This window comes from Helicobacter suis (assembly GCF_902196125.1).
Classification (GTDB): domain Bacteria; phylum Campylobacterota; class Campylobacteria; order Campylobacterales; family Helicobacteraceae; genus Helicobacter; species Helicobacter suis_B.
The window spans coordinates 1-953 of sequence record NZ_CABIKG010000050.1 but is presented as its reverse complement, the minus strand read 5'-3'; the positions used below and the strand labels follow the sequence as shown (position 1 = coordinate 953).

The window sequence follows — 953 nt, the reverse complement described above, 5'->3', positions numbered from 1 at the left end:
TTGTCTTAACAAATCTTGCCCGCCTTTGCCGGTGGGCTCTAAAATCTGTTTGATCTCATTTTCTAATGTTGGGGAAGGTCTTCCCTGATCATCAAAGGGCATAAAGCGGCGTTGTGGCATTTTTCTAGTTCCTAGCTGGTGGTATGGAGCATAAGATACATTAACTCGCGCGCTAACTCTACTACCTTCAATATCTACACGCACCGCACTTCGCATTAGCCCGCTACGCTCTAAAATAGGCTTGTTTCTGGGTTTGTATTTTAAAGTTTTAGGCTTTAGTGGGCTCCATGATCGATTAGTAGTCAAGTCTTTTTGTTGTGTGAAAGATTGGCGTACTTCATCTTCAATAATGTTGGCCACTTCTCTTGTAATAACGGATAAATCAAACATGCGCAACTCCTAGTTTTTTGTTTGACTAGAATAACACGCAAAAAAGGTTAATTATGCCCTTTTTAGAAGCTATCGCTAGCCTTCAAGCTAAAAGACCCCAATTAATCCCTAATGGGGCTAAGTTTAAATTTGAGGAATATTTAAGAGCTTTTAGCATTAGTGGAATAAGTAAAATTGATACTTTAGTTGCCTATCAAAATGCCTTAGAGAAAGCTTTAGCTAAGGGGCAAAGTTTTAGCCAGTTTCTTAAGGCAAATCCGCAATTACTAGAAACAATCAATAAAAAGCGCCTTGAACGAATCTTTAAATATAATTTAATTTATGCAAACGCGCGGGGTAAATTAATGCGCTATGAGAGTGCCCCGCCTATTGTTGATAGTAGTAATGGCGATGGGTGGTACTATGTATTCCATAGTAGACGAGACAACGCCGCCCGTCATTTAGCCTTTGATAATGTATGTTTGCCAAGAAAGCACCCATTTTGGCAAACCCACACCCCGCCACTTGATTGGGGCTGTCGGTGTGAGTTGCAAATGTGGAGCGAAAGACAGATCAAAAACAAA

Annotated in this window: 2 protein-coding genes; one reads left to right on the top strand and one right to left on the bottom strand. The window is 40.4% G+C overall.

Annotated features, from left to right (window positions below; all coding sequences use genetic code 11):
• Positions 1 to 390: phage virion morphogenesis protein (locus G6Q00_RS08225; RefSeq protein WP_205426581.1), on the bottom strand; the 390-nt coding region annotated here is incomplete at its 3' end.
• Positions 391 to 443: 53 nt separating this feature from the next.
• On the opposite strand from G6Q00_RS08225, the gene G6Q00_RS08220 reads away from it, so the two are divergent.
• A partial coding sequence (locus G6Q00_RS08220; RefSeq protein ID WP_240331064.1) for a phage minor head protein occupies positions 444 to 953 on the top strand: 510 nt, incomplete at its 3' end.